The following is a 22084-nucleotide window of genomic DNA, read 5'->3' as shown; positions in this document are numbered from 1 at the left end:
CGATTTTTAACCTGTATCCCGCTTCAATAAAAGGATACAGACTATTTTAACCCGGATTTATCCGGACAACAATGATTTTTTATGATTTACATTTCACTTTCAGGCAGCAGCTTAATTCGTTACTACTATGGAATTTGCATAAGAAATTTTTGAATCATCAGAAAGTGTAATGGTCGTTCCATTTTTCCAGTATTTCGCTACCTTGTAAAGGTTTGTTTTACTTTCTTCATTGCCGGATACATATACATCGCTTCCAGATACCGCTATAGAATATGCAACGGCATTACTGGTTCCGTCTGTAAGTTTTACCACGGTTCCGTTTTTCCAGTATTTGGCCACTTTTTTACTACCAATTATTTCGTAGCCTGCCACATAAAGATCGCCTCCGGCCACTGTTATGGCATTTGCTGCTGATTCAAAATTTGTTTCCGTAGGCAAAATTACCAGTGCTCCATTTTTCCAATACCTGGCTGTTTGCCCGATATTTAGGCCTCCCGATCCCCAGCCTGCTATATACACATCACTCCCTTCAACCACTAATGAACTCGCATTGGTTGGCGCATACCCACTGGTACCAGCCAGCGTTATTTCAGCACCATTTTTCCAATACTTAGCCACTATTACTCCATAAGTAACGCCGGCATCTTTTCTTAATACGGTTTCATATCCTACACAATAAACATCATTACCCACTATCGCAATGCCATTGATCATGGCAGCTTTGGAACTGTCGCTTTTACCAGTTAAACTTACTGCCACTCCGTTTTTCCAGTATTTGGCAATGCCAATACTACCGGCATTTCGTTCATGACCTGCTGCATAAACATCATTCCCTGATACTGCCATTGCATTTATTTCAGGAGCATTTGTGGTGCTTGAAGGATCCGTAAGAACTACACCCGTTCCGTTTTTCCAGTACTTGGCTACTTTCACCGGGTTGGCATTATTATTTATTTCGTAACCACCGGCATACACGTCATTACCAACAACCACTATTGCGTTTATAGCAGTATTTAATAACGGATCTGCAAGCACTACCGCCGTTCCATTTTTCCAGTACCTGGCCGCTTTATTTTCGTAGCCGCCTACATACACATTGGTTCCCCCGGCCCCGGGTGGTGGAATAATTGGTGTAACAGAATTTTTTTTGCATCCGGCAAAAGCCATCAGGAAAGCAGGGATTAAGATAAAAAATTTCATAATTGAGATATTTTTTTTTGATTTTGATAATAGTTGATAACTTACTTATTTCATGCCCAGCAATTTCGAAACAGGTTTTGCTTCTAAGGCAGATAATCTTTTTTCTAAATAGTCCAATTGCTTTTGCTGGTTTACAATTAAGGCCTGTTGTTTTACCAGCAGTTTATTTAATTCCTGCGTAGCAGAAATATTTAATGTGGTAAGGCCTTCGTAATCTACTGTTCTAAAATCATCTACTTCCTCGCCGTATACAAATACTTTATCAGCTTTTATATCAGAGGCATTTATCAATACCTTGGTTTCAGAAGGAATACTGATAATAGCAAACTGTTCCATTCCCTTATCGTCTGATAAAAGCATTTGCAGTTTTTTTGCGGATGGGCTGATATTGTGTTTTGAGGAAAAGCTAATAAGATACCCATTGGCCGTTTTTTCAACTTTGTTTGCAAGCTGGTACACATTTGGTATAAAATCGGTGTGTTTGGAAACCACTTGCGGATACACTTTTTCTACATCCTGTGCTATTACCTTTTTAAATTGTTGGTTGCCATACCGAACTTTGTCTTTCATGGAATAGTCAGTTATTTGAAGAGCATTAATTATTTGTAAATCTTTTTGAGCATTTGTAATACCATTTATATTTTTTATTCGGGCATCAGAGTAAGCGTCAAATTCTGTAGAAAGAATTCTTCCGTCTGTGACAATAGATATTTGTGGAACAGGATTATCATTTGCTCTGGCAACACCAACTAAACCACTACCTTGATTTAAATAGGAATATACAATGCTACCTCCCGGTATGCTGACATTAGTAAAACTTGTAACATCCAACGGCGCTCTGGGCGTGTTTGTATTAATACCTACAAAACCACCACCGTTATTGCGAGGTCTTAAAATAATATCAGTAGTCGATCCAATTAAAGTAGAAGCATTTGTTTGGTAGATGGCCATCGCCGCAGTACCATTTCCTATCGCCAGATCATTGGTCGCAAAACCGGTACCGCCTACAGAACCTATCTGTAATTTATTGGTGGGTTGGCTAAGGGTATTGATTCCTACATTGCCTGTAGCTTCCTTTGGCCAAAAAACCATATTGGTATTATCAGAGGCGATAACGGTGCTATTGGATGATTGATATATCCGCATAGCATTGGTTCCATTACTGATGGCGAAATCATTGCCTACATAGTTAGGTCCAGGGTTTGCAATGGTACCAATCTGAAATTTATTTACCGGGAAATCTCCACCAAGGCCCACATAACTGTTAGATGAGTTAATAAAAATAGCAGAATTATTGTTACTGAAAATACGCATATTGGTATTAGAGAAAGTACCAATGCCTGCAGAGGTGCCACCCATTCTGGTGGCCAGGATATTTCCCCCTTCGCCTAAATGCGAAATACCGTTACTGTTGTTTAATGTTTGCACTGTAAGCTTTCCAAAACTATTTGATGCATCTGCACCTACCACAACATCCGCTGTTGGTTTTATTATTAACGCAGGAGTGTTGGCAGCATAAAACTGCAGGTTGCCGGTAGTGTTTGTAGCTGGTGTGCCGAGGTACAGATCATTATTAAAACTTTGTAAAAAACCTTTCGCTTCGCCGGCATTATTAGTAAAAGAAAGATAAGGAGTATTACCCTGTATTCTCAAAGCTTCGTTATCATTTTTTATATGTAGCGGTGCCAACGGTGTGTTTAATCCAATACCTACATTGCCCGCATTGTTATTAAAAATATGCGTGCCATTAAGGCCCCAAAAATTGGTAGATGATCCGGTTGATAGCTCAATCCATGCAGTACCGTTGTAATACCAAAAACTTTTTGCGTCGGTATCATACACCTGCAACCCCGTGGCTGGCGTAGCTATGGCTGTGCGTTGTAGCGATGTCATCCTGGGTACCAACATGCCTTTATTTGTTGCACTCACATCTAATATTGCACTTGCATCCGGCACGGCACCTGTTTCGTTTATTCCAATATTTTGTGCAAAAATTAGCTGGGAAAAACTACATGCGATAATGAAAAATAATATTTTCTGTCTCATTTTATTTTATTTTTTGATGAAGGGTAGTGTTTGTATTTGATTATTGTAACTGATGCTGATGTTATAGATGCCAGCAGGCAATACTGTTATATTAACCTGCTGATAAGTGGATGTGATGGCGAATAGTTTCAACAGATTTCCTTTTGTATCATAAAGCCGGGCCACAGGTTTTTTATTTAGGGTTTGTATGCCCGTATTGATGGCGATATAGCTGGTAGCAGGGTTGGGACTGAGAAAAATATTTGTACCCCCATCAAGGTTTATTTTTTCAATGTTTGACCATGTAAACGTTCCGTCTTTATCAATACTTTTTAAACGGTAATAAGAAATACCCGGATAGGGAGTAGCATCATTTAATGTATAATTCAGTTTGGTGTTACTGTTGCCTGCAGCAGCGATGCGGCCAATATTTTCAAACTGCCGGCCATCCTGGCTACGCCATACTTCAAAGTGGCTGCTGTTATTTTCAAAAACAGTTTGCCAGCTTGTAACCACCTGCCTGTTAATTACCATGGCTTTAAAATAAACAAGTGTTATGGGCAAAGGCGAGTTTCGGTCAACAAGCGTCCACCAGTCGTAAATCTGGCTGCCGCTGATGCTGCTGATGTTTATATTGTTGGTGGCACTGTTGATGGAAGAAGTTGGGATGTAATCGTCCCAGGTTTGCAGACTATTGTTCCAGCGCTGTGCAAATAAATTGGCTTCTGTTATAGTGTTTGGTGCCGCATATTCAAGGTCGGAATAAGTAAAATTTAAATTGGTGAGAGTTGGTTTTGTGCTATAACCCTCTGGATTAATTTGCCAAAAACGGTCAATCAGCTTTGCTGAATTATCGGCTCCGCCGCTGTTTACATTAGTAATACCGAGGGGCAAATAATCACTGTTCTTCCAGGTTGGGGTAGCATAAGTACTAAAAACAAACTGGCCATTAGCACCAATGCCCGATGCAGCATTAAACTGTAAAGGCAAATAGTTTGCAGCATTTCCAAAAGGAATTAAATAAGTGTTTCCATTACCCGGCCCAAAGATCCATATAACCCTGTTACCGGCACCTTCGCTTTGGATATATCCGGAACCGTTGTAAGTAATAGCTGTATTATCAGGATTATTAATTACTAAAGCAGCTCCGTTATTAATTGTAATAATACCGCCATTTACTACCAGCTTTGCCTGGGATGTAGCCTTTGTGGCAACAAGCGCAAGAAGTACCATAAGCATTGACAGCCGGTAAAAATTTTTCATGCTAAAAGTTTATGAATGGGTGATACTTATTTTTTCAGCCTTAACTGATAGCAATTTATATCTGTAGTAAAGCAATACCTATATAGATTGATTAACTGGTATAACAATTAGAGCAACTGGCAGAAATGGAGTGGGCAATTAAATTCGTGTAGGAAGAATTGGTTCGTGGTGGGAATTACGAATTAAACATTTTTGGAATTATGGAATCAAACGGCGCCTCCGTCATTGAAAGGGGAACGCAATGCCTAAGAATTTACCTTAAGCAAATATTGGTTAGTTTATAAAGCATTGAATGATCGTTTTATTTCCTTAACTGATATTCTGAGGGTCATTTTAAAAAGAAAAAAGGCCCACAAAGTGGACCTTTTATTCAAGTGCGGGCGATAGGACTCGAACCTACATGCCGTGAGGCGCTAGATCCTAAGTCTAGTGCGTCTGCCAATTTCGCCACGCCCGCAGTTCCTCATCATAGTACGAAAGGGGTGCAAAAGTAGGACTTTTTTTGTAAATTCGTACAGTATGGAAATGGAAACAGTTGCAGTAATACCTAAATATAACCTCACAGAAGACCAGGAAAAGAAGCTGATCCTAAGGGAATACCGTGCCCTCCTCCGTTCGCTGAAGCCAAAATTGAAGGCTGGGGATAAAGAATTGATGCGGGTTGCCTTTGAAATGGCGGCAGAGGCCCATAAGACCATGCGGCGAAAGAGCGGGGAACCTTATATCCTGCATCCTCTGGCCGTTGCCAGGATCTGTTCCGAGGAGATCGGGCTGGGTGTGCGGTCTACCATTTGCGCCTTATTGCATGATACCGTGGAAGATACGGACATCACTCTGGAAGATATCGAAAGGGAATTTAGCAGCGAAATAGCCAGGATCGTAGACGGATTGACGAAAATATCCAATGTGGTGGATGTGAACGCGTCCCGCCAGGCGGAAAATTTCAAGAAAATATTGCTTACCCTGACCGATGACCCCCGGGTCATCCTGATCAAACTGGCCGATCGTCTCCATAATATGAGGACCCTGGACAGCATGAAAAGGGAAAAACAGCTGAAAATCGCTTCAGAAACCGTCTATATTTATGCACCCCTGGCCCACCGTATGGGGCTGTATAATATTAAGACCGAGCTGGAAGACCTGGCCATGAAATACCTGGAGCCGGAAGAATACAGGGAAATAGCCCGCAAATTGTCCGAGACTAAAAGAGAACGCTCCCGTTATATCAATGAATTCGTCAAACCCCTGAAAGATAAACTCGACAGAGGAGGCTTTAATTTTGAAATTTACGGCCGTCCCAAAAGCATCCATTCCATTTGGAATAAGATGCGAAAAAAGGGAGTGGCTTTTGAAGAAGTCTATGACCTTTTCGCGATCCGGGTCATCCTGAATTCCCCGCCGGAAAAGGAAAAGGAAGAATGCTGGCAGGTCTATTCCATGATAACGGACGAGTACAACCCTTCCCCCGAACGTTTGAGGGACTGGTTAAGCAACCCCAAGTCCAATGGTTATGAAGCCTTGCATACTACGGTTATGGGGCCTCAGGGAAAATGGGTGGAAGTGCAGATCCGTTCCAAACGGATGAATGAGATCGCTGAAAAAGGGTTGGCCGCCCATTGGAAATACAAGGAAGGCACTTCTGATGAAAGCCGTTTTGATAAATGGTTCCAGCAGATCCGGGAAGTACTGAATACACAGGATAATGATTCTATTGACTTTCTGCAGGATTTTAAGACCAGTTTTCTGGCTGAAGAGATCTATGTATACACGCCAAAAGGGGATGTAAAAATGCTGCCGGTAGGGTCCACTACTCTGGATTTCGCCTTTTCCATCCACAGCGCCATCGGCAGCCAGTGCATCGGGGCGAAGGTCAATCATAAACTGGTTCCACTCAGTCATAAACTACGCAGCGGCGACCAGGTGGAGATCATCACCTCCGGCAAACAGAAGCCCAATGAGGACTGGCTGAATATCGTTGTCACGGCTAAGGCCAAGAGCAAGATCAAGGATGCCCTTAAGGAAGAAAAAAGAAAGATTGCCGATGAAGGGAAATATATCGTGGAGCGAAAGCTGGAGAATTTCGGAGCAGCCTATAACCAGCATAATATCGATGTCCTCACCTCTTTCTATAAGCTGAATTCCTCGCTGGATTTTTTTTACCAGGTTTCGGTGAAGAACATCGATCTGAAGGAGCTGAAAGAATTTCAATTATTAGGAGACCGGCTGGAGCCGCCCAAGCCGGTCAAACCCGTCATTGACAATAAGACGGAATCGACGTCTACTGCCATCCCCCGGAAGGATGCCGAGCTGATCATATTCGGGGAGAGCAGTGACCGGATCGTTTATACCCTGGCTAATTGCTGCAAACCCATTCCGGGGGATGACGTGTTCGGATTCGTGTCGGTAGGCAAGGGGCTGACCATTCATCGCACGAATTGCCCCAACGCGGCTAAACTGATGGCCAGTTACGGGCACCGGGTCGTAAAAACCAAATGGGCGAAGAACAAGGAAATCTCTTTCCTGACCGGGATCCGGATAGTGGGAATGGATGACGTCGGAGTGGTCAATAAGATTACCAACCTGATCTCGGGGGAATTAAAACTCAATATCAACGCCATTACTATCGAGGCCAAAGAGGGGCTTTTTGAAGGTAATATCAGGATATATGTGCATGATAAGGAAGAACTGGAGGAACTGGTGATAAGGCTGAAACAGCTGAACGGCATTCATTCGGTCGTCCGATTTGATACGGAACCGCCGAACCCCCCAACCCCCTAAATGGGGAGTTTAGTAGCACGCGACTCCAATTGTTACATCCCTAATTTCAGTGTTGATTTATACTTTGGAAAGTCTACCAGGAATAATATTCCCCCTTTAGGGGGCTAGGGGGTAATATTTGTCTTTTTCAATAGCCGATCTTCACTTACTTTTGTCGCCTTGTTCACAAACCTGGCTCAGCCCGGGTATTCGTAACTTGCAAATCTGTAATGAATGGTTGATGTAATTTTAGGCCTCCAATGGGGTGATGAAGGAAAAGGGAAGATAGTCGACTACTTTGCCCCGCGTTATGACCTTATAGCCCGTTTTCAGGGTGGACCCAATGCCGGTCACACCTTATATGTTAAGGATAAAAAGATCGTATTGCACCAAATCCCTTCCGGGATCTTCCACGAAAAAACCACTAACCTGATCGGTAACGGAGTGGTGCTGGACCCGGTCACCCTTAAAAGGGAATGCGAGTCTGTTGCAGCCTTCGGTGTGGATTACCGGAAAAACCTGTATATCTCCCAGAGAGCCCATCTGATCCTGCCGACCCATCGGGCGCTGGATAAAGCCTCTGAAGTATCGAAAGGAAATGAAAAGATCGGATCGACCTTAAAAGGTATTGGCCCGGCCTATATGGATAAGACGGGGAGGAACGGCTTACGGGTTGGGGATCTGCTGGATAAAACCTTTACGAACCAATATATCAAATTACGCCTCAAACACCAGAAATTACTGGATGGTCTTAATTTCCATGAGGATATTTCTGACTGGGAGGATGAGTTTTTCGAGGCCCTCGAGTTTATGCGGTCCTTTAAAATTGTCAATGGAGAATATTTTATCAACGAAAGGATAAGCCAGGGCAAAACAGTTCTGGCCGAGGGTGCGCAAGGAAGTATGCTGGATGTCGATTTCGGAACCTTCCCTTTTGTAACTTCTTCCAATACCATTTCTGCGGGTGTATGTACCGGTCTTGGTGTGGCGCCCCAACTGATCCGCGACGTTATCGGCGTAAGCAAAGCTTATTGTACAAGGGTTGGCAGCGGTCCTTTTCCTACAGAACTGGAAGACGCAACCGGGGAAGAATTGCGTAAAACAGGCAGTGAATTTGGCGCCACTACCGGAAGACCGCGCCGTTGCGGCTGGATTGACGGGGTAGCCCTTAAATTTGCCTGCATGATCAATGGGGTCACCAAGATCGTCATGACAAAAGCGGACGTCCTGGATGCCTTCGAGGAGCTTAAAGTATGCACGGCATATAAGATTGACGGTCAGACCACCAGCGAGATCCCTTTCCAGATGAACCGAATGAAAATCGAACCGGTTCTGGAAACTTTTGAAGGTTGGAAAACAGATACTACTTCTTTGAAAAAATATGATAACTTGCCTGCAAAGATGCAGGAATACGTTCAGTTCATCAATCATTTCCTGGGGGTAAAAGTGGCCTATATTTCAAATGGCCCGGGACGTGATCAACTGATAGAAAATATATAAAAAATAAATCTTTTAAAAAATTTGGCGAATCGAAAACTTCGCTGAAATTTTACAGCTCAATCTTATTGGACATGGCACCAAAATCTGATAAGGAGGGAAAGGGTTCAAAGAAATCCGCGCCTCAGTCACCAAAGGAAACTCCGGAAAAATCAACTCCCAAATCCAGGAAAAAACCTGACGATGATGAGGATGATGATGAACTTGATGATTCCGATACTCCCAAAGCGCCCTCCGGAAAAACTGCAAAAGCATCTGCTAAAAGTAAAAAAGGCGATGACGACGACGACGACGGCGATGATGTCGAAGAAGTAGACGAATGGGAAAAAGTGGAAGAGGAGGAAGAATGGGACCCCGACTTCGATGAATTTGATATTCCTAAATCAAAGACAAAGAAGGCTACCGGCGGTAACACTTCCAAGAAAGCCGCCAAAGGAGAAGAAGATGATCTCGGTATTGACGAAGACTTTAAAGACCTGGATCTCTTTGGCGAAAGCGGGTTCGAAGAAGAAGAGGATGACTTTTAAAAAGACGCCTGACCCGGCATCGGTAAAAAGGACCTTTGTTTCATTCCCCATAAGTGATTTTAAAAAAATTAAGCAACAGCTATTAAACTGGGCCTCCCGGTTTAATAGCTGTTGCTTTCTGGATAGTCAATCCTATCCCGGGACTGCCCAATCGAAAGCAAAACCCCTCGGTTGTATATTGGCTGCCGGCATCCTTGAATCTGTTCAGGCGAATGCCGGTAATGCTTTCGAACAATTAGAAGAATTCACCAGTAAACGTTCCCGCGATGGGCAAAAGGACTGGTTATTCGGTCATTTTGGGTATGGGCTGGCCAGGGAGACCGAGCCCATTCACGCTGCCCAATCCGATGGGCCTACACTGCCCGACCGCATTGGATTCCCCGACTTGTTTTTTTTTATCCCCGAAATCGTTATTGAACTTGAACAGGATGGTATCCGCATCGGGTCTCTGAAGGAAGATCAGGAAGTTATTTACGAGCAGATCCGGCATATAAGCCTGCCTGATTCCGGCTCCTACACCCTTCCTTCCATTCCTCCCTTTCAGGCGGGATTTTCCAGAGAAGAATACCTGCAGACTATACAAAAGCTTCGGGATCATATCCTTCGGGGGGATTGTTATGAGATCAACTTCTGTCAGGAGTTTTTTTCCCAGCCCGCCCGGATCGATCCTTTGCAAGTCTGGCAAAGACTCAGCGAAGCGTCTCCCAATCCCTTTTCCGCCTTCTACAAACTGGATAAAAAATACCTGTTATGCGCCAGCCCTGAGAGATACCTCCGCAGGGAGGGCAATACGCTTATTTCGCAGCCCATTAAGGGCACTTCACCCCGGCATCCTGAAGATGCTCCTGCAGACAAAACGGCCCGGGAATGGCTCTTTAATAGCCCCAAGGACCGTTCGGAGAATGTGATGGTGGTCGATTTGGTTCGCAATGACCTGTCCAAAATATGCAGGGAAGGTTCCGTTAGGGTAGAGGAGCTCTTTGGTATCTATAGTTTCCCCCAGGTACACCAGATGATTTCAACCATAAAAGGGGAATTATTACAGGATACAGACCTGGTCGATTGTATCCGGGCCACCTTTCCTATGGGGTCTATGACCGGCGCCCCTAAAAACAGGGTGGTGGAATTGATCGGCCGTTACGAAAAGACTTCCAGGGGGTTATTCTCGGGAGCCGTTGGGTATGTTACACCGGATGGCGATTTCGATTTTAATGTAGTCATCAGGAGTATTTTTTACAACGGGGCCGGTAATTATCTTTCCTATCAGGTTGGTTCCGGTATCACCTTCCATAGTGACCCGGTGGCCGAATATGAGGAATGTATGCTGAAGGCCGAAGGGATAAAAAAGGCATTGGATCCCGGATTCAGTTTTTAAAGTTTATCGCAGGTAAGAAGTATATGCAAAAAAAATGCGGCTGCTCGGGCAGCCGCATTTTTTTAATTTTTTCTTCTACGCATTTTTTATTTCACCGCTATGCTTCGTGTGGCCCCGGTCGGAACGATCTTTGTCTTTGCCGTATTGGTATCTTCCACCGGCGGTTGATCATCACTGTTTAACAGCAATTGAACCGACTCATTTAAGATCTGGTATTTATTGCCCGCGAATAATTCCATTTTATCGGCAGGCAGTTTCAGATCGTACGTATTATTGCTGCTTGCCATTATCTTGTCAAAATCAGGGTTATACCTGGAAAAGACAACCATATCGAGCAAGGTATAACGGGCAATGACCTGGGAATGATATTTCCCCGAGATGGAAACGGTTTTGGAATTGTTTTCTTCCTCCTGGCTCAGCTTCCTGCTGAACACATACATGGAGGATCCGGATAATTGTTCTGCCGCTTCCTGTTTGGTCAGGGTCGTTACGCTGCCCTGGCCCTCAAAGGCATATTGGGTCCCGATGAATTTCTTTACATGAATCCTGGATTCGGCAGGCAGGAAATACTGAAGGTCCCAGAAATTCCGGCTTCCGCTCCGGTGAATAGCCCGGTTGACATTATTCGTGCCTGTATTATAGGCTGCAATCACCAACAACCAATCACCCAGGTCATTATACAAATCGCGCAGATAGGCAGCCGCCGCACGGGTGCTTTTGGCATAATTTTTCCGTTCGTCGTTCTGACGGGAAACCTTTAAGCCAAGATCCCGGGCCGTTTGCGGCATTAATTGCCAGGGTCCGACAGCCCCTACGCAGGACTTGGCCGTGGTTTTCAGATTAGATTCGATAACAGCCAGGTATTTAAGCTCCTTGGGAAGACCATATTGGGTCAGGATACCCTCGATCAGGGTAAAATAGGGTTTGCCCCAGCTGCGCATACTCCATAAATCATCCCAGTTTTCCTTCATATAATCCTGAACGAAGATGAGTGCCTTTGCATTCAACCGCACACCGTTGCTGCCCCCGATTGAGGTGGCTGCAAAAAGGTTCATAACATTATCCTGGGAATTAGAATCGGCAGCCGCGAAGGAAGAAGTTCCTGCTTTCACTCTGTTTGTATCGGCCATGCCGGTAAGGCTACTTGTCTGGACACCCCCTTTGTTTAATCCGTCTGCTTTAATGGGGTAAGTCCATGCTGAGCTAATAATAGTTATGCCCAACAAAATCATTCTTTTGTTCGTCATGTCCAACGCTTTAAAGATGGTAAACTACCTATATCGGTGTTCACAATCTTCCATAGGTACAGAATCGGGAGAGGCTTACTAGGCGCCATCAACCTGGATAATACTTGGGTAAACCGGGGTTAATGCTTCAAGACCTCTTAGTTAAATAGAGTAGGATTTCGTAGGACATAAAAAAGCATCATTTGAATTGCATCAATTGATGCGAGAACTGAAGCAAAGATAACTCTTTAAATCGGTTTGTCATAGCCTGAACACCAAAAGGCATGCCATTTGTGTGAGTGAACAAAGGGATAGAAATACCGGGAATACCGACCAGATTTGCATAAACCGTATAGATATCAGCAAGATACATAGCAATAGGGTCGTCCATTTTCTCTCCGATGGAAAATGCGGTGGTAGGAGCGGTTGGAAGGATAATTATGTCGAAGTCGTTGAATATCAGGTTGGTTCGGTCAACTAATAATTTTCTTACCTGCTGGGCCTTGGTAAAATAGGCATCATAGTATCCGGCGCTTAACACAAAGGTTCCCAATAAGATACGTCGTTTGACCTCTTTTCCGAAGCCATCAGAACGGGTACGCTTGTAAAAATCTGTTAAATCAAGATCTTTTCCTTTTGTACGATATCCATATTTAACGCCATCGAAACGGGAAAGATTGGAGGAGGCTTCGGCCGTTGTCAAAATATAATAAGCAGGAACGATATAGTCAAGTAATTCAAAGTCAATACCTTTCACAGTATGACCCTCATTGCGCAATCCTTGGATGCGGTCCAGGATGGTATTCCTTATTTCGGGATCAAGGCCAGGATGCTCAAGGGCCTCCTTAAAATAGGCTATCCGGTATTTCCGGAAGCCGGCATTTTCTGTATTCGTTAAATCGGTTAATTCGTTGCTATGGAATGGGGTACCCGGTTCAGCTGCATAGTTCAGGGCATGTTCCGTAGGAGCCAGGGTACTGTCAAAGTCATCCTCTCCGGAAATGACATCGAGGACCAGGGAAATGTCCGGTACGGTTAACCCAAAAATGCCTACCTGGTCAAAGGAGGAGGCATAGGCGATCATCCCGTAACGTGAAACCTTACCATAGGTGGGTTTTAGCCCCAGGATACCACAGAAATCAGCGGGCTGTCTTACAGATCCTCCTGTATCGCTCCCCAGGCTGGCCATACAGAGACCGGCTTGCACGGCCACCGCCGAACCGCCGGAGGACCCTCCGGGTACGCGGTTCAGATCCCGTGCATTCAGCACCTTACCATAAACCGAATTTTCATTAGTGGAACCCATGGCAAATTCATCGCAATTCAGATGGCCGATGATTATCGCATCTTCACGAAGTAGTTTTTCCACTACGGTTGCATGGTAGATAGAAACATAGCCTTCTAAAATATGGGAGGCAGCGGAAAGAGGATGGTCCTTATAAGAAATAACATCTTTCAGACCGATAATCACACCGTGTAATTTGCCGGTAACTTCACCGGCCTTTCTTTTCTTGTCCAGTACCCGGGCTGTATCCAGGGCCTCCTCACCATATACATGAATAAAAGCATTCAGATGACGGGTGCTTTCTATTTTATCCAGATAGAACTGCACGGCCTCTTCACAGGAAGAATTACCATCCCTTAAAGCTTTATGATAATCTTGTATTGAGTAAAAGGTAAACAACGGCAATAGCGGCTTCTGTTTGGGCAAACAAAAACCGGGCGATAAGAATGATGATGAAGAAATTAATTCTGTGAAGAAGAAGGAGTGGTATTTGCAGTTTTTGTATCCTTTTCTGCCATGCCTTCTTCCAGTTCTTTTTTCACATTATTCTTCGCATCATTGAATTCACGGATCCCGCGACCCAGGCCACGCATAAATTCAGGAATTTTGCGGCCACCGAACAGGATCAGGACAGCCAGGATGATCAATATCCATTCGCTTCCACCCGGAGCGGAGATCAAGAAGATGCAATTCAGAAAATTAGTAAACATATTCAGCTTGTTTAGAGCGACAAAGTTAACTCTTTTGACATCATATTGGCTTTTTACCAGGGAAATTATTACCCTTCGGTTTAAATGAGGCCTATTTAACGGAGCGCTAACAAAGATTACCGCCGACAGGTGCTCCTTCTTGCCTGGATGGGCAGAAATAAAAAAGCCGCCCCTTTTACAAGGGCGGCCTTTACTTATTTTAATCAGTGGATTAAGCCTGTTTAATTGCCACTGCCATTCTCTTTTCCTTGATACGAGCGCTCTTACCACTCCTTTCCCTTTGAAAATAAATCTTGGCGCGACGAACACGACCTACCTTATGCAGTTCGATCGACTCGATATTAGGGGAGAAAAGAGGGAAAGTCCTTTCAACACCTACGCCATCGGAAATCTTACGGACGGTAAAAGTAGCCGTTTGGCCAACACCCTGACGTTTAAGGACATCGCCCTTGAAACCCTGGATACGTTCTTTATTACCTTCCACAATTTTATAATTGACAGTGATGTTGTCACCGGCTTTAAATTTCGGAAAATTAATCTTTCCTGTCAATTGTTCGTGTACAAATGCTACTGCAGCGTCCATTACTCTAATTTTTAAAGGATGGCAAAGGTATGTATACCATCAGAAATTTCCAAACTTTTTTAATATTCTCTTCTTTTATTACCTGGCCACGTTAACCGCTCTTTTCTCCCGGATAACGGTTACTTTGATCTGGCCGGGATAAGTCATTTCGGTCTGTATCTTCTGGGCTATTTCAAAACTTAATTTATCGCTGTCGATATCGGTCACCTTATCGGCTTCAACAATCACACGGAGTTCCCTGCCCGCCTGGATAGCATAGGCTTTTTCCACACCAGGATAGGCCAGGGCCAGATTTTCCAGGTCCTTGATACGTTGCAGGTACTGCTGCATGATTTCCCTCCGGGCGCCGGGACGGGCACCGCTGATGGCATCGCAGGCCTGTATGATCGGTGCAATGACATATTGCATTTCCACTTCGTCGTGATGCGCCCCGATGGCATTGATGACTGCAGGATTCTCGCCGTATTTTTCAGCCAGTTTCATCCCCAGCAGGGCATGGCTTAATTCAGTTTCTTCATCCGGCACCTTGCCGATATCATGTAAAAGCCCGGCTCTTTTGGCCAGCTTGGGGTTCATGCCGAGTTCCGCTGCCATGATCCCGCAAAGATTAGCTACTTCGCGGCTATGCATCAGCAGGTTCTGTCCGTAAGATGAACGGAACCTCATTTTTCCCACTATTCTTACCAGTTCTTTGTGCAAGCCATGGATCCCCAGTTCGATAACCGTACGTTCGCCGATCTCCATCACCTGTTCCTCGATCTGTTTGCGGGTTTTTTCCACGATCTCTTCGATGCGGGCAGGGTGAATACGTCCATCGGTCACCAGTCTTTGGAGGGACAAACGGGCAATTTCCCTGCGCAAGGGATCAAAGGAGGATAGAACGATGGCCTCCGGGGTATCGTCCACGATCAGGTCTACTCCGGTAGCAGCTTCGATGGCACGGATATTACGCCCTTCCCGGCCGATGATCTGTCCCTTGATCTCATCGCTTTCCAGGTTAAAAACGGTTATGGAATTTTCAATAGCCTGTTCGGCCGCCGTACGCTGAATGCTTTGAATGATGATCTTACGGGCTTCTTTATTGGCCTTTTGTTTGGCATCGTCGATGATCTCCTGCTGCATGGCCAGCGCCCTGGTCTGTGTTTCCTGGCGAAGACTTTCGATCAGCTGGGTTCTGGCTTCGTCCGCCGTGAGAGCTGCTATCTTTTCAAGCCGGCGAATATGCTCTTCCTGGTGTTTTTCCAGTTCTGTCCGTTTCTGCCCTACGACCTCGATCTGTCTGTTAAGGTTTTCTTTGATTACATCATTGTCTTTGGCTTGTTTGTCCAGATTTTCCAGCTTCTGGTTGATGCCTTGTTCTTTTTGTTTGATACGGGCTTCTGCCTCGTTCGCTTTTTTATTCTTTTCCAGGACTTCTCTGTCGTGCTCGGATCTCAACTGTACGAACCTTTCTTTAGCTTCCAGTAGTTTCTCCTTTTTAAGATTTTCGGAAGTGATCTGGGCCTCACTTATGATCTTTTTGGCTTGCTGATGAGCCTCGTCAACCTGTATCTGCGTGTTTTTAGCAAAAAGGAATTTACCGGCAATGATCCCTACAGCCAGGGCGATAATTCCGATTATGATGGGTATTATAGCTGTCACCATTGAATCTTCAATTTAAAGCGTTAACAATCATATGTTTTCTTATTCAGGTTCATGATTGTATGAAAATGTGTTAGTTGGCGAAGATAGTAAAAAAGGAGGTTCAAGATACAAGCTTGTCGCCCCTTTATGATAGGGAAACCATTAGGCGCGGAAGTGTGCCGCCGAAAGGCAATCATAAAAAGATGAATTTCTCCGGATTAAATTTCCCAAAGTCTAGTAAGCTACGGTACGCCACGGGCGAACCAGCCGAAGGCTCATCATCAGAGGCTTAAGATAACCGGACTAAATTTCCCAAAGTCCGGTTATCTTAAGCTACAGTACTTTATCCAATTGCTGTTCCATTTTGGAGAGGGCTTCCAATATAGGGCTGCTTATGGCAGACTGGTTTTCACCAGCAGAAAGTTGGGTGGCATACCATAAAAGGACCATAGCAATGTAATCCTGCATATCCTTTCCGGCAAAATGAGTCTTATATTCTATAATTTTGTCATTTATCGTCTTTAAGGCCTTCCTCACCTGTTCTTCGTCGGCCCGTTCTATCTTGATCCGATAGGTTCGGTCACCGATTACAACATTAATTGGAATTAACTCTTGCATAGTTCAAATAGTTGTGTTAAATTTATCCACACCTTTTACACATGGTATGGTTTTGATGTAACTGAAGGTAAACCCAATTTTACAAAATGCCTATCCTGAAACCCTTTTAAAACGAAACTTTTGCTCACCAATACCCTATAAAAAAACCTCATCTACCATGTTCGTAACTGTAAAATCTCCCATGTTTATAGACAGGTTGACGTTCTCGATCGACCAATCCCAGAAATGTCTCCTGAAGGCCGTATTAAAAGATGATACCGGTTTCGTCTGTGGTGCCATGGAGACGGAAATGGAAAAAGATCAGCATGAACTGAGCTGGAATGGTCTGAATGACCTGCCCTATGGCGTATATACCCTGGAGGTTTCCCGGGGAAAAGATGAAATGAAAATGCGTCTGGTAAAAAGGGTATGAATTATTCTCCCAACAAAGCTATGCAACGGTCAATTTCCCGGATGTATTGACTGAGTCGTTTTTCCAGGGCTTTCTTTTCCATCCCGTTCATTTCGCCTCCTGAGGCTCTCAGGATTTCTACCTGTTTTTGTAATTGTTCCAGCCGGATAACATGGCCGGAATCCTGCTCCTTTAGCTGCCGGATCTCTTCTTTTAATTTCCCGTTCTCTTTTAAAAGGATCTCGCGCTGTTTTAAAATAAACTGAAGTTTTTCACCGATCCTTTGCACCTGCAGGCTCAATTCACCCCCCGGAGCTTCGCGTTGAACACTGTTCAACACTCGTCCGCTACCTTCGCCTTCGCCAGGTAGCCTGGAAGGGGGAGTTGGTAAAATGTCGCTATGATCGTTGGGTTCACTCAATTTATAGTTGTGGTTGGTCGTTCAAAATCCTCCAATCTTTTAGTCATCTATGGATAGGGGACGATACTTCTCTCACCAGGTTCTTGCCTTACTCCCCCTTTAGGGGGTTGGGGGGCCTACTTTCTGATCTCAGCCTGAAGCTCTTTTTCCAGGGCTCCCATGATCTTACCGACCATTCCATCAATTTCTTTATCCGTCAGGGTCTTTTCTTCATCCAGGAAAGTAAAACTTACTGCCAGGGATTTTTTACCGGCTCCCAATTTCTCACTTTCAAATATATCGAAGAGTTTGACTTCCTGCAATTTTTCCAGTTTTGTTCCCCGAATGGTTTTTTCTACTTTTTCGAAAGGTAAAGATTTTTCCACGATCATGGCAAGATCGCGTTGCACGGGTAATTGCCGGGGTAATTCCCTGAATTCGATCGTATTGCTGAAGGCCAGTCCCAAAAGTTCATCCCAATTGAAATCGGCGAACAGCAATTCCTGTTTACAATCGAATTGTTTAAGGACATCGGGGTTTATGAAACCCGCTTCCAGGATTTTCTTCCCTTTTACGGTAACAGACATGCCTGATGAAAACCGGGATGATCCTTTCCCGGACTCTACCTGAAGTGACTCCCAGTTAAAGGCTTCAGATACTCCCCCTTTAGGGGGTTGGGGGATGTGCCGGGCCGTGGATTGGGTGGAGATACCCAACATATTGAATATACGGTCACAAAGGCTTTTCACGTAATAAAAATCGGCTCCCTGCCCTTTGGCTTTCCAGGAATCTTCCCGGAGTTGTCCGGTGATGAAAAGACACAAATGATTTATTTCCTGGTAACTGCCGACACCGGTGGTATGGTAGGATTTACCGAACTCAAAAAACTGCAGTTTGCTGTTTTTACGATTGAGGTTATGCGCTACCGATTCCAGGCCGGTTTCCAACAGGGAAGGCCGCATAATATTCAATTCCGTGCTCAGGTTATTGATCATTTTCACTGCGCCTTCCAATTCTTCCAGGCTGTAGTAGGCACTATTGGTAATTGAATTGGTCAGGATCTCATAGAAACCTTGCCCAACCAGATAACCGGCAACGGCCGATTTCCAGGCTGCCTGTGATCTTCCTGCTTCTACCGAGGGAGAAATAGTGATGGAAGCGGGAATAGCTATATTATCATAACCGTCGATCCGCATTATTTCTTCCACTACGTCGGCCGGAAGGGAGATATCGGGCTTATGCCAGGGAACATAGACGTGGATGGCATCCATGCCATCCTTTATGATCTCGAATCCGAGGCTTAACAGAATATTTTTTACCGTGTCGGGATGATAATTTTTCCCGCTTAATTTTTTCAGGTAATGATATTTCAGAATGACCTGTGTCTTATTCTTTGGATCAGGATACACATCCACCAATTCGGAGGCGACTTCCCCCCCTGCCAACTCCCGGATCAGCAGGGCTGCCCGTTTAAGGGCATTGATGGTACCTGAAATATCCATGCCTTTTTCGAAATGAGAGGCTGCATCGGTTCGAAGGCCATGGCGAAAGGAGGTCTTACGGATATCGGTGGGATTGAACCAGGCGCTCTCCAGGAAAATGTTCCTGGTGTGTTCCGTTACCCCACTATGCAGACCACCGAAAACGCCGGCAAGGGCCATAGGTTCGGTTTCATGGCAGATCATCAGATCTTCCGCGGCCAGCTTTCTTTCTTTTCCATCCAGGGTGATGAACGGAGTGCCTTCCGGAAGATTTTTCACGATCACCTTACTTCCTTTTATGGCGTCCAGGTCAAAGGCATGAAGAGGTTGACCCAGTTCATGTAATACGAAATTGGTGATATCGACGATATTATTGATGGAGCGGATACCGATCGTTTGGAGGCGGTCCTGCATCCATTTGGGAGATTCTTTGATGGTGATGCCTTTCATGGAAAGACCGCTATACCGCTCACAGGATTTGGTATTTAGAATACTTACAGAGACAGGAAGGCTGGTTGAATCCACCTTGAAAGGATTCACAGAAGGTTGTTTCGGGCGGAGTTCCTTGTTTTCATGGAGGGAAAGCCAGGCACAAACGTCTCGTGCTACTCCAAAATGGCTCATGGCATCCATATGATTGGGTGTCAATCCAATCTCAAAGATATGATCTGTATAGGGATGGAACCACTGAACGGCGGTGGTCCCGGGTTTGGCATCCTTTGGTAATACCAGGATCCCTGCATGGCTTTCGCCAAGACCTATCTCGTCCTCCGCACAGATCATCCCATGGCTTTCCACTCCCCGGATCTTAGCTACTTTCATGGTAAGGGGGTCACCTTTTGATGGGTAAATGGTGGTCCCCGGCACAGCTACCACTACTTTTTGCCCTGCTGCGACATTCGGGGCGCCGCATACAATAGACAAGGGTTCAGTCCCCGCCCCGATATTTACCCGGGTCAAGGTCAGTTTATCTGCGTTGGGGTGAGGGCTGCATTCCAGCACTTCTCCGATCACCAGCCCCAGCAAACCCCCTTTCACGGCTTCATATTTTTCGAGGCTTTCTACTTCAAGACCTATGGAAGTAAGGATCTTAGACATTCTTTCCGGATCGACTTTCACCGGTAAATAATCACAAAGCCAGTTATAACTAATGGTCATAGGTTCAATTCCGGTTTTTATAAATGCCAGGCAAACGATTTATATTCGTATTGCAATTTATTATTATAATTTGTGAGGCATAAGCCTGAAATGCAAAACGCAAAGATAGTTTTTTATGGTATAACTGTTGCGTGTTAGTGCCTTAGGAACCGGTAAGCTGTCCCTACCCGAAAATATTAACCTCATAATTCCGTTATGGATAAATAGCTGTTGGATACCGGAATTAAAGGCCATAGTTAATTCGTCCTCATATGATAATCAATTGTTAATACTTTTTCCGGGTTAAATTTTTGCACGGATAATGCATCCAATAGTTATCTACTAACAGATAAATGCTGATTTATGAAAAATAGCCTATACACCTTAGCAAGTTTTGCTGCGATGACCCTGGTTTTAAATGCCTGTGGTCCGACTTATGTGGTACAGCAGCAACCCCGTCCGGTTCAGGTTGCAGAACCGCTTCCGCCTCCTCCTCCGGAGCCGGCCCCCGTTCCTGCACCGGAAGTTTCCTACCAATCTTTTTATGATCAGTTAAGCCCTTATGGGCAATGGATCAATTATCCTCAATACGGTTATGTCTGGATGCCTAATGCGGGTCCCGATTTCAAGCCTTATGCCACCAACGGGCATTGGGTATATACGGAAGATGGATGGACCTGGGCTTCCGATTATAACTGGGGCTGGGCAACCTTCCATTATGGACGCTGGTTCTTTGAAAATGGTTATGGATGGATGTGGGTGCCTGGCCAGGAATGGGCTCCGGCATGGGTGAGCTGGAGACAAAGCCAGGATTACTACGGATGGGCGCCTCTTGGCCCGAACGTAAGTGTTGAAATCTCTTATGGGGGTGGCTATAATCCCCCCGCTCATTACTGGAGCTTTGTTCCTAACCGTTATGTGAACAATCCACACATCAATAATTATTATGTGAATGAGACCAGGAATACGACGATCATTAATAACACTACCATTATCAACAATACTACCATCATTAATAATAATGTTACCAATAATAATACCCGGAGCAATAATAACAGGTACAACAACAGGGGTAATTATTTCCGCGGCGGACCCGATCCGAATGAGGTGACCAGGGTAACCGGAACTGCAGTACGTCCTGTTCCCCTAAGGGAAAGCAATTCTCCCGGCGAACAATCGAATAATAACGGATTTGCTATTTACCGGCCAAGGGTAAATGGAAATGGCCAGACGAATAACAATGCAGGTGTTGGCAATGGGTCTCCAACAAGGGTAGCTCCTGTGCGGGTCCAGAACCTGAACAATGTACGTCCGGTGAATACGGCGGTTTATAACAGAAATGATAATAACGGAGTCAGCGATCGTCCTGCCGACCGTCCTGTAAATGGATTGCCTCCCACCAGGAATGGGAATACCGGGTTTCCTAATAACCCGGGTAATATTCCGGGAACAAACGCTCCTGTAAATACGAATAACCGTCCCGTTAATTCAGGGAACACCTGGAATAATAACAATGGCGGAAATACAGTTCCCGTCAATGGTAACAATCAGCCCAATAATGGACGACCGGTAACGAATCAACCTTATGTTAATGGACAACCGAATAGAAATGGCAATCCGAATACTTCCTGGAGGGGTAACCAGCCTGCTGTACAGCAGGCGCCACAACCCGTCCAGCCTGTTTATCAGCCGGGTCAGCAAGGTCAGCCGGCTTCACGGCCGGTAGCCCAGCCCGTTGGTCAACCGGCAAATCAGCCAACAGGTCAGCCTGCTACTCAACCAGTTGGTCAGCCGAATAATCAACCGCTGACAAGACCCTTCCTCAGGACTGATAACCGTACTCAAAATCAACCTCAGGTAATTAACCGGAATACTGCCCAGCCGGTGCCGGCTAATGGAGTGCCGCAACGGACCAATACCAATCAGATTCCGGCCAGGACGTTGCCTCAACGGGCCCAGGCTCCTGCTCCCGCCCCTCCTCCCGCC

17 protein-coding genes and 1 tRNA gene are annotated in these 22084 nt (G+C 45.1%); 6 read left to right on the top strand and 12 right to left on the bottom strand.

Features of this window, described 5'->3' with window-relative positions:
* Window positions 1–111: 111 nt before the first annotated feature.
* The 4 genes from ACX0G9_RS30255 to ACX0G9_RS30240 form a co-directional block, all read right to left on the bottom strand.
* Window positions 112–1200: a hypothetical protein gene (locus tag ACX0G9_RS30255; protein ID WP_459068730.1), complete on the bottom strand. Its 1089-nt coding sequence runs from the start codon at window positions 1198–1200 to the stop codon at window positions 112–114.
* A 45-nt stretch (window positions 1201–1245) separates the two neighbouring features.
* The gene (locus ACX0G9_RS30250) at window positions 1246–3246 is read right to left on the bottom strand and encodes a tail fiber domain-containing protein (protein ID WP_459068729.1); all 2001 of its coding nucleotides are present in this window, start codon (window positions 3244–3246) and stop codon (window positions 1246–1248) included.
* 6 nt (window positions 3247–3252) lie between these two features.
* Window positions 3253–4488: a T9SS type A sorting domain-containing protein gene (locus ACX0G9_RS30245; RefSeq protein ID WP_459068728.1), complete on the bottom strand. Its 1236-nt coding sequence runs from the start codon at window positions 4486–4488 to the stop codon at window positions 3253–3255.
* Between the two features lie 375 nt (window positions 4489–4863).
* A tRNA-Leu gene (locus tag ACX0G9_RS30240) sits at window positions 4864–4945 on the bottom strand.
* Window positions 4946–5007: 62 nt separating this feature from the next.
* Here ACX0G9_RS30240 and ACX0G9_RS30235 point away from each other — a divergent pair.
* The 4 genes from ACX0G9_RS30235 to ACX0G9_RS30220 all read left to right on the top strand — a co-directional run bounded on the left by ACX0G9_RS30235 (window position 5008) and on the right by ACX0G9_RS30220 (window position 10644).
* Window positions 5008–7266 carry a RelA/SpoT family protein gene (locus ACX0G9_RS30235; protein ID WP_459068727.1) on the top strand — a complete coding sequence of 753 codons (2259 nt, stop codon included), beginning with the start codon at window positions 5008–5010 and terminating at the stop codon, window positions 7264–7266.
* A gap of 213 nt (window positions 7267–7479) precedes the next feature.
* Window positions 7480–8745 carry an adenylosuccinate synthase gene (locus ACX0G9_RS30230; protein WP_459068726.1) on the top strand — a complete coding sequence of 422 codons (1266 nt, stop codon included), beginning with the start codon at window positions 7480–7482 and terminating at the stop codon, window positions 8743–8745.
* Window positions 8746–8816: 71 nt separating this feature from the next.
* Window positions 8817–9269 carry a hypothetical protein gene (locus tag ACX0G9_RS30225; RefSeq protein WP_459068725.1) on the top strand — a complete coding sequence of 151 codons (453 nt, stop codon included), beginning with the start codon at window positions 8817–8819 and terminating at the stop codon, window positions 9267–9269.
* Window positions 9259–10644: an anthranilate synthase component I family protein gene (locus ACX0G9_RS30220; RefSeq protein ID WP_459068724.1), complete on the top strand. Its 1386-nt coding sequence runs from the start codon at window positions 9259–9261 to the stop codon at window positions 10642–10644. Before ACX0G9_RS30225 ends, ACX0G9_RS30220 begins: the two co-directional genes overlap by 11 nt.
* A gap of 86 nt (window positions 10645–10730) precedes the next feature.
* Here ACX0G9_RS30220 and ACX0G9_RS30215 read toward each other — a convergent pair whose 3' ends face one another.
* The 6 genes from ACX0G9_RS30215 to ACX0G9_RS30190 all read right to left on the bottom strand — a co-directional run bounded on the left by ACX0G9_RS30215 (window position 10731) and on the right by ACX0G9_RS30190 (window position 16689).
* A complete protein-coding gene (locus ACX0G9_RS30215) occupies window positions 10731–11891 on the bottom strand; it encodes a lytic transglycosylase domain-containing protein (protein WP_459068723.1) in 1161 nt (386 codons plus the stop codon).
* Window positions 11892–12069: 178 nt separating this feature from the next.
* Window positions 12070–13560: an Asp-tRNA(Asn)/Glu-tRNA(Gln) amidotransferase subunit GatA gene (gene gatA, locus ACX0G9_RS30210; protein ID WP_459068722.1), complete on the bottom strand. Its 1491-nt coding sequence runs from the start codon at window positions 13558–13560 to the stop codon at window positions 12070–12072.
* 56 nt (window positions 13561–13616) lie between these two features.
* The gene (locus ACX0G9_RS30205) at window positions 13617–13865 is read right to left on the bottom strand and encodes a Sec-independent protein translocase subunit TatA/TatB (protein ID WP_459068721.1); all 249 of its coding nucleotides are present in this window, start codon (window positions 13863–13865) and stop codon (window positions 13617–13619) included.
* Window positions 13866–14076: 211 nt separating this feature from the next.
* Window positions 14077–14448 (bottom strand): 50S ribosomal protein L19, encoded by a 372-nt coding sequence (gene rplS / locus ACX0G9_RS30200; protein ID WP_459068720.1) that lies wholly within the window; start codon window positions 14446–14448, stop codon window positions 14077–14079.
* Between the two features lie 78 nt (window positions 14449–14526).
* On the bottom strand, window positions 14527–16092 hold the full coding sequence (gene rny, locus ACX0G9_RS30195; protein WP_459068719.1) for a ribonuclease Y: 1566 nt from the start codon (window positions 16090–16092) through the stop codon (window positions 14527–14529).
* Between the two features lie 312 nt (window positions 16093–16404).
* Window positions 16405–16689, bottom strand: coding sequence for a cell division protein ZapA (locus ACX0G9_RS30190; RefSeq protein WP_459068718.1), 285 nt, complete (start codon window positions 16687–16689; stop codon window positions 16405–16407).
* 157 nt (window positions 16690–16846) lie between these two features.
* Here ACX0G9_RS30190 and ACX0G9_RS30185 point away from each other — a divergent pair, with 157 nt between their 5' ends.
* Entirely contained in the window at window positions 16847–17101 is a 255-nt protein-coding gene (locus ACX0G9_RS30185) for a hypothetical protein (protein ID WP_459068717.1), read from the top strand.
* Window position 17102: 1 nt separating this feature from the next.
* On the opposite strand, the gene ACX0G9_RS30180 is transcribed toward ACX0G9_RS30185, so the two are convergent.
* Window positions 17103–17501 carry a hypothetical protein gene (locus ACX0G9_RS30180; RefSeq protein ID WP_459068716.1) on the bottom strand — a complete coding sequence of 133 codons (399 nt, stop codon included), beginning with the start codon at window positions 17499–17501 and terminating at the stop codon, window positions 17103–17105.
* Between the two features lie 116 nt (window positions 17502–17617).
* Entirely contained in the window at window positions 17618–20119 is a 2502-nt protein-coding gene (pheT, locus tag ACX0G9_RS30175; protein ID WP_459068715.1) for a phenylalanine--tRNA ligase subunit beta, read from the bottom strand.
* Between the two features lie 342 nt (window positions 20120–20461).
* Here pheT and ACX0G9_RS30170 point away from each other — a divergent pair.
* Window positions 20462–22084: DUF6600 domain-containing protein (locus tag ACX0G9_RS30170; RefSeq protein ID WP_459068714.1), on the top strand; the 1623-nt coding region annotated here is incomplete at its 3' end.

This window comes from Flavitalea flava (genome assembly GCF_054461575.1).
The sequence above is the reverse complement of the archived record's forward strand: the minus strand, read 5'-3'. Positions and strand labels throughout refer to the sequence as shown.

What these genes read in the sequence shown, in the direction of transcription:
- ACX0G9_RS30245 (WP_459068728.1), bottom strand. Translation starts at nt 4,488, where the DNA reads ATGAAAAATTTTTACCGGCTGTCAATGCTTATGGTACTTCTTGCGCTT.
- ACX0G9_RS30235 (WP_459068727.1), top strand. Translation starts at nt 5,008, where the DNA reads ATGGAAATGGAAACAGTTGCAGTAATACCTAAATATAACCTCACAGAA.
- rplS (WP_459068720.1), bottom strand. Translation starts at nt 14,448, where the DNA reads ATGGACGCTGCAGTAGCATTTGTACACGAACAATTGACAGGAAAGATT.
- ACX0G9_RS30190 (WP_459068718.1), bottom strand. Translation starts at nt 16,689, where the DNA reads ATGCAAGAGTTAATTCCAATTAATGTTGTAATCGGTGACCGAACCTAT.
- ACX0G9_RS30250 (WP_459068729.1), bottom strand. Translation starts at nt 3,246, where the DNA reads ATGAGACAGAAAATATTATTTTTCATTATCGCATGTAGTTTTTCCCAG.
- ACX0G9_RS30205 (WP_459068721.1), bottom strand. Translation starts at nt 13,865, where the DNA reads ATGTTTACTAATTTTCTGAATTGCATCTTCTTGATCTCCGCTCCGGGT.
- ACX0G9_RS30185 (WP_459068717.1), top strand. Translation starts at nt 16,847, where the DNA reads ATGTTCGTAACTGTAAAATCTCCCATGTTTATAGACAGGTTGACGTTC.
- ACX0G9_RS30220 (WP_459068724.1), top strand. Translation starts at nt 9,259, where the DNA reads ATGACTTTTAAAAAGACGCCTGACCCGGCATCGGTAAAAAGGACCTTT.
- pheT (WP_459068715.1), bottom strand. Translation starts at nt 20,119, where the DNA reads ATGACCATTAGTTATAACTGGCTTTGTGATTATTTACCGGTGAAAGTC.
- ACX0G9_RS30225 (WP_459068725.1), top strand. Translation starts at nt 8,817, where the DNA reads ATGGCACCAAAATCTGATAAGGAGGGAAAGGGTTCAAAGAAATCCGCG.
- ACX0G9_RS30215 (WP_459068723.1), bottom strand. Translation starts at nt 11,891, where the DNA reads ATGACGAACAAAAGAATGATTTTGTTGGGCATAACTATTATTAGCTCA.
- rny (WP_459068719.1), bottom strand. Translation starts at nt 16,092, where the DNA reads ATGGTGACAGCTATAATACCCATCATAATCGGAATTATCGCCCTGGCT.
- ACX0G9_RS30230 (WP_459068726.1), top strand. Translation starts at nt 7,480, where the DNA reads ATGGTTGATGTAATTTTAGGCCTCCAATGGGGTGATGAAGGAAAAGGG.
- ACX0G9_RS30255 (WP_459068730.1), bottom strand. Translation starts at nt 1,200, where the DNA reads ATGAAATTTTTTATCTTAATCCCTGCTTTCCTGATGGCTTTTGCCGGA.